The organism is Romboutsia weinsteinii, from assembly GCF_002250835.2.
In the GTDB taxonomy this organism is placed as follows: Bacteria; Bacillota; Clostridia; order Peptostreptococcales; family Peptostreptococcaceae; genus Romboutsia_A; species Romboutsia_A weinsteinii.
The window spans coordinates 1-6,820 of the sequence record NZ_NOJY02000096.1; the positions used below are offsets into that span (position 1 = coordinate 1).

A 6,820-nucleotide genomic window follows, 5' to 3' on the forward strand; every position below is an offset into this window, starting at 1 on the left:
GTTTTATATATGGCCGTATTTGCATCTGTATGTGGTTATTTAATTCAGCAGATTTCAATAAAAGATATAGGTCCATCTAAGACCAATTTATATATAAACTTAGTACCAGTTTTTTCAATGATAATGGCTTATTTTATTTTGGATGAAAAAATTAATCTAATCAAGATTATCTCGGCAATATTTATAATAAGTGGTATACTAATAGCCAACGCTGGCAAAAAAGAAAATCTTGAAAACATAGAAGAAAATCAATAATTAATTATAAGGACTAGAAGAATCTAGTCTTTTTTATTTGATTTTAGTAATTTTAGTTATATAAATTGACAAAAGATAAAGATAGAATATATAATTAATAATGTAAACTATGAAATTTAATTAGGTTAACATAAATAAGATATAAAGTGAGGAGAGTTAAAAATGAAATTATTGGCTAAGAACTATTTAGAGGAGGAAGTTAAAAGAAAGCTATCAACCAAGGACTTAATTATGTGTTCAATATTTGCAAGTATAGCAGCAATACTATCTCAAATATCAATACCACTTCCATTTACTACAGTTCCTCTTACTATGCAATTATTCGCAGTGGCTTTATCTGGATTAGTTTTAGGGGCTAAGAGAGGTTTTATATCACAAATAATATACATACTTATTGGGGCAGTTGGAATGCCAGTATTTGCTCAAATGACAGGTGGATTAAATATTATGGTAGGACCGACAGGTGGATTTATTATAGGATTTCCATTTATGGTATACATAATAGGATATTTTAGAGAAAGATTTGAAAGTAATATTATGACAGTAATAGGGTTAATAATAGGTTTAATTATAGATTATTTAATAGGGACATTGATGTTTTGCTTTATTACTAAGATGACATTTATGCAAGGAATTATGGCATGCGTAGCACCATTTGTTATAGTAGATTTTATAAAGTTAGGTCTTGCAATGGTGCTTGGGAATAGACTAATAAAAAGAGTAGGTGTGTAGTATGATTAAGATAAGACCACATCATATATTATGTATGAGAGCTTACCAAGGAAGAGGTTATAGTGAAGAATTTGGTATAAATATGGAGAAAGTAATTGAAAAGATAGGTGTATTTAATAGAATTTATAATAATACAAATGAAGTATCAGAAGAAAAGATTGAAAAGGTTCAAGTTGTATTTGGATTAGATAGTCTTTGTGCAAAATGCCCACATAATGTTGATGAAGAAACTTGTGTAACAGAAGCAAAAGTTAATACGCTTGATTATAAAGTTGTTAATTATTTTAATATAAAAGAGGGTATATATAATTATAAGGAATTAGAAAACTTAGTGTATGACCATATTACAGAAGAAATATTTGATGATATTTGCATAAACTGTAGTTGGTATAATACAACAAATTGTAAAAGTTTTATCTTATAGTTAGGGGGATATACCATGGAGCGCTTAAGGGAATTACTAGAAAGAAAATTTTTAAATGACAGAGAACTTCTAGAATTAGAAGATAGTGACTATGTATTAGAATGTAGATATACAAAGCCACATAATGCTCATTATAATGAGTACTTTGTAATAGTCAAAGACAATGATTTAATCGAAGAACACTTAGTATATTTGAAACATAGATAGATAATAAAGGAACATAATTATGGACGAAATTCTATAAATATGTTCCTTTTCTAATTTAATTAATAAAAAGTAAAATAATATTTGTTGACATAATAAACATAAATAACTAACATAACTTGTATATAATTTATGAAAAATTGGGAAATAGGGGGAATGAGATAGTATGAGTAAAATATCAAGGGAAGCACTACTTCATATTCCAAAAAGTAATTATGCATATGGATATGATGAGAATACTCTTCATATAAGGTTGAGAAGTAAGAAAAAAGAACTTAAGAAAGTAGAACTTAGAATAGGGGATCCATATGTTTGGAATAGAGGTGGTGCAGTAGGAAATTTAGGTGCTTCAGGGGAAGGGTGGTCAGGTGGAACCTATATACCTATGAGAAAGGAATTAGAAACAGAGTATTTTGATTATTGGATTTGCGAGTATAAACCTGAAAATAAGCGTTCAAGATATTGTTTTGTTATAGAAGGAGAAGATGAGAAGCTTCTATACACAGAAAAAGGAGTTATAGATTTAGATATAGCTGAAAACTATAAAGAACTTAGCAATATTGCTAATTTTTTTGGATATGCTTATTTAAATAAAATTGATATACCTAAGATTCCAAGCTGGGTAAAAGATACTATATGGTATCAAATATTTCCAGATAGATTTGAAAATGGTGATAAAAGTATTGACCCTGAATATGTAGAGCCTTGGGGAAGCAAGCCAAGACATGATAATTTTAATGGTGGTGATTTACAAGGTATTATAAATCACCTTGATTACTTACAAGATTTGGGTATTAATGGTATATATCTTTGCCCAATAACAGAAGGAAATACTAACCATCGATACGATACTATAAATTACATGAAGATAGATAAAAGATTAGGAAATGAGGATACTTTAAGAAATCTAGTAGATGAAGCTCACAAAAGAAATATAAAAGTAATGCTTGATGCAGTATTTAATCATATAGGATATTACTCTAAACAGTGGCAGGATGTAATAGAAAATAAGGAGAAATCTATTTATAAAGATTGGTTCTATATAAAAGATATAGAAACGGTAGATACTCCTATTGAAAATATGGGAAAAGATATACCGTATGAGACGTTTGGATGTGTACCTGAAATGCCAAAGCTTAATACTGAAAATCCAGAGGTTATTGAGTATTTGCTTGAGGTTGGAAGGTATTGGGTGAGAGAGTTTGATATAGATGCATGGAGACTTGATGTTTCTAATGAAGTAGATCATACATTTTGGAGAAAATTTAGAACAGAAGTTAAAAAAGTTAAGGAAGATGTTTATATATTAGGAGAGATATGGCATAATAGCTTACCTTGGCTTATGGGAGATCAATTTGATTCTGTTATGAACTATCCTCTAGGAGATGCTATGAGAGACTTCTTCTGTATAGGTCAGATGGATGCGAAAAGATTTAAATACACTATAAATAATGTTATGGTAAGTTATCCACTACAAGTTAATGAAGGTACTTTTAATTTACTTGGTAGTCATGATACTACTAGAATACTTACTTTTTCAGGTGGAAATACTAAAAAGTTTAAATTAGCTTATTTATTTATGATGAGTCAAGCTGGGTGTCCTTGTATATATTATGGAGATGAAGTGGGTATGACAGGGCTTCAGACTCCAGACTGTGAAGGTCAAAGAGAGTGTATGATTTGGGATGAAAAAGATCAAGACAAAGATATACTTGAATTTATGAAAAAAATTATAAAGCTTAGAAAAGAAAATAGTTCATTTAAGTCTACAAATAATGATTGGATAATGGTAGATAAGTATAAAGGACTTATTATACTTAGAAAAGAAGATGTCACAATAGTAATTAATAATTCTAGCAAAAAAGAAACTATTGAGATGCCAAAATACTTAAAAAATAGGATAGTATATGATTTGTATAATGAAAAGTTCATTGAAATTTCAGAAAGTGTTGATGTAGATAGTGATGATTTTTTAATTTTAAGATAAAAGTAATAAAAGTAAAGGCAAGAGAATGGATATATAATTATTCATTTATGATAGAGTCTAGTATTGTTGGGGTTATAACTTATAATCTAAGAAAAAGAATATATATAAAAGAAATTAACAACCTAAATAATTTAATAAAAAAAGCAAAGAAATAATTATGATTAGTGAAATAGGATACTAACTTGTCTTAAGAATAAATAGAATTATTTTAAAAATATTATAGATTTAAACAAAATCAAAGTTAAAAATAGCAAGGAAAAATATATATTTTTCCTTGCTATTTCATTATAAGATAACAGCAAATATTACCTTTGTTGTGCTATCTGTATTATTTTCCCACCTATGATTAGTTCCAATGGGTAGCTTTACACTATCTCCAGTATATAATATAAATACTTCATCATCCATATGAAGAGTAGCATCTCCTTCAAGTATATATGCTATCTCATAACCATTATGGTGGATAGGGTCGTTACAAGAAGAAGTATGAGGAGCTAAGTTCATAATTGCAAATTCTAAGTCGTCACTTCCATTAGGAGCTAGTACTTCGTATATAACATCATCACTTCCAGGCAAAATAACCTTTTTTCTACTATTACTTCTAACTATTAAATCTTTTTTATTTACTTCTGATACAAAAAAAGTAAATAAAGGTACATTAAGAGCTGAAGATATAGATTTTAATGAGTTGACAGAAGGATTTGCAAGACCTCTTTCAATTTGACTAAGTAAAGATGGTGTAACCTCGGCAAGCTTTGCTAAATCTCTAATACTCAAACTCTGTTTTCTTCTAACTTGTCCTATTTTTTCGCCTATATTTAAATCGTTCATATTAACACTCCAATACTAACTAGAATAAAAATATTATACCACATAAATCACAAAAAATTACATGATAGTTAAATCAAATTAAATTAAATAAATTTAATTTGACAAAAGAGACTTAAGTAAATACAATATAGTTAAATAGAATTAAACTAATTAATTATAATTCAACACAGAGAGGAGAGTTGATTATGCAAATAACTACTTTCGGGGCAGTAATAGGTTTAGTTTTAGCTATTATTTTAATAATAAAAAAGTTACAACCAGTTTATAGCTTGATGATAGGAGCTTTCATAGGTGGAATAGTTGGAGGTGCTGATATTTCTCATACTGTAGACTATATGATAAATGGTGCGATGGGAATATCACCATCAATATTAAGGGTAATTGCATCTGGTGTACTTGCTGGAAGTTTAATAAAAACCGGAGCAGTAGATAGAATTTCTGAGGAAATAATAAAAATTTTAGGAGAAAAAAGAGCAATATTAGGTATAGCATTATCTACTATGGCATTGGCGGGGGTTGGTGTAAATCTTGATGTTGCAATAATTACAGTTGCACCAGTAGGTCTCTATATAGGAAGAAAGTTAAATTATTCTAAATTAGCAATACTACTTGCAATGGCTGGAGGAGGGAAAGCAGGAAACATTATTTCCCCAAATCCAAATACTTTAGCGGCTGCAGGAAACTTTTCTGTAGATTTGTCAAGTGTAATGATGGCAAACATCATACCAGCTATAGTTGGTATATTTGTAACTGTTGTTATGTCAAAGCTTCTTATAGATAAAGGCAGTAAAATTGGAGATCATGAACTTGTTGATGTTAGAGAAGATCTACCTAATTTATTTGTATCACTATTGGGACCTTTAGTAGCTATTGGGTTATTATTTTTAGGCAATGTGTCTAGTATAGTAATTGACCCACTGGTAGCCTTACCAGTAGGAGGATTTGTTTGTATTATAGCAACTAAAAACTTAAAAAATACTAATGAATATTTAAGTTTTGGACTAAAGAAAATGCAAGGAGTATGTATTTTACTATTTGGTACAGGAACAATAGCAGGTATTATACAAATGTCAGGAGTACAAGATAGTACTATTTTGTTACTAGAGATATTAAATATGCCTCAATTTTTACTTGCACCTATATCTGGAATATTAATGTCATTTGCAACTGCTTCATCTACTGCAGGGGCAACAATTGCATCATCAACATTTGCAGAAGTAATTGTAGGAGCAGGTATATCTCCTGTAGGAGGAGCATCTATGATTAATGCAGGGGCAAGTGTATTTGAACAATTACCTCATGGTTCATTATTCCATACTAGTGCGGGAAGTGTCCATATGACTATAAAAGAAAGATTTAGCCTGATACCTTATGAAGCTTTAGTTGGTATAGTAATGACAGTTGTATCTACAAGTGTTCAAGTTATTTTATAAAAATATATTGTTATCTGAAACTTTACTATAAATATTTTAAAAGTACTGTAGCTTTGCTACAGTACTTTTTTGCTATAAAAAATAAATGTTACTATATATTAATAGATTGTATGTAAATAATAAAATAAGCTAAAAAAAATTAAAAAATAATAAAAAGATATTGACTCTGACGCTAGGTAACCCTTTATTATAAAGTTGTAGGAGGTAAGTACATGGAATATACATCAAAAAAATTTGCTGAATTGTCTGGAGTTAGCGTTAGAACACTTAGGTATTATGATGAAATTGGCTTGCTTAAGCCGTGTCGTATAAACTCATCAGGATATCGTATATATGGAGAAGAAGAAGTAGACTTATTGCAACAAATATTAATTTATAGATCTATGGATATGAAATTAGAAGATATACAAAAGTTAATATACCAGCCAGACTTCAATATTTATAGTGCATTAGAGAAACATTATAACCAACTTATTTCAAGGAAAAACCAACTGGAACAATTAATTTTAACGGTAGAAAAAACATTAGAACATAAAAAAGGAGAGAGAGAGATGTCAAATAAAGAAAAGTTTGAAGCATTTAAAAAGAATAAATTAGAGGAAAATGAAGCGAAATACGGTAATGAAATTAGAGAAAAATACGGAAAAGACACTGTAGAAGCATCTAACAAAAAGTGGATGAATATGAATGAAGAAGATATAAACAAAATGCAAGAGATAGAGCGTGAAATGTTTGAATCTCTATCACAGGTTATAAATAGCAATGATTTAGATTCTGAAGAAGCCCAAAATGTATATGAAAAGCATAAGGTGTGGTTATGTTTTTCATGGCCGGTATATTCAGCTGAAGCTCATATGGGATTGGCAGAAATGTATGTTGCTGATGAAAGATTTGCTAAGTATTACAATGATAGAGGTGGATTAAGTGCTACAGAAGTACTTCGTGATATTATAG

The 6,820-nt window shown here is 29.3% G+C and carries 8 protein-coding genes; 7 read left to right on the top strand and 1 reads right to left on the bottom strand.

From position 1 onward, the window contains the following. The 5 genes from CHL78_RS19265 to CHL78_RS19285 form a co-directional block, all read left to right on the top strand. Window positions 1–255: EamA family transporter (locus tag CHL78_RS19265; RefSeq protein ID WP_147295859.1), on the top strand; the 255-nt coding region annotated here is incomplete at its 5' end. Between the two features lie 162 nt (window positions 256–417). Continuing rightward, on the top strand, window positions 418–987 hold the full coding sequence (locus tag CHL78_RS19270; RefSeq protein ID WP_094367929.1) for a biotin transporter BioY: 570 nt from the start codon (window positions 418–420) through the stop codon (window positions 985–987). A gap of 1 nt (window position 988) precedes the next feature. After that, on the top strand, window positions 989–1,411 hold the full coding sequence (locus tag CHL78_RS19275) for a DUF1284 domain-containing protein (RefSeq protein ID WP_094367930.1): 423 nt from the start codon (window positions 989–991) through the stop codon (window positions 1,409–1,411). 15 nt (window positions 1,412–1,426) lie between these two features. Beyond that, entirely contained in the window at window positions 1,427–1,618 is a 192-nt protein-coding gene (locus tag CHL78_RS19280; RefSeq protein ID WP_094367931.1) for a hypothetical protein, read from the top strand. Window positions 1,619–1,781: 163 nt separating this feature from the next. After that, complete coding sequence (locus CHL78_RS19285) at window positions 1,782–3,602, top strand: glycoside hydrolase family 13 protein (RefSeq protein WP_094367932.1); 1,821 nt, start codon at window positions 1,782–1,784, stop codon at window positions 3,600–3,602. A 285-nt stretch (window positions 3,603–3,887) separates the two neighbouring features. Here the strand turns inward: CHL78_RS19285 and CHL78_RS19290 are convergent, their stop codons facing one another. Next, window positions 3,888–4,433, bottom strand: coding sequence for a cupin domain-containing protein (locus CHL78_RS19290; RefSeq protein ID WP_094367933.1), 546 nt, complete (start codon window positions 4,431–4,433; stop codon window positions 3,888–3,890). A 185-nt stretch (window positions 4,434–4,618) separates the two neighbouring features. On the opposite strand from CHL78_RS19290, the gene CHL78_RS19295 reads away from it, so the two are divergent. After that, complete coding sequence (locus CHL78_RS19295; RefSeq protein WP_116041726.1) at window positions 4,619–5,866, top strand: GntP family permease; 1,248 nt, start codon at window positions 4,619–4,621, stop codon at window positions 5,864–5,866. A 212-nt stretch (window positions 5,867–6,078) separates the two neighbouring features. Continuing rightward, the coding region (locus tag CHL78_RS19300; protein ID WP_147295860.1) for a MerR family transcriptional regulator at window positions 6,079–6,820 on the top strand (742 nt) is incomplete at its 3' end.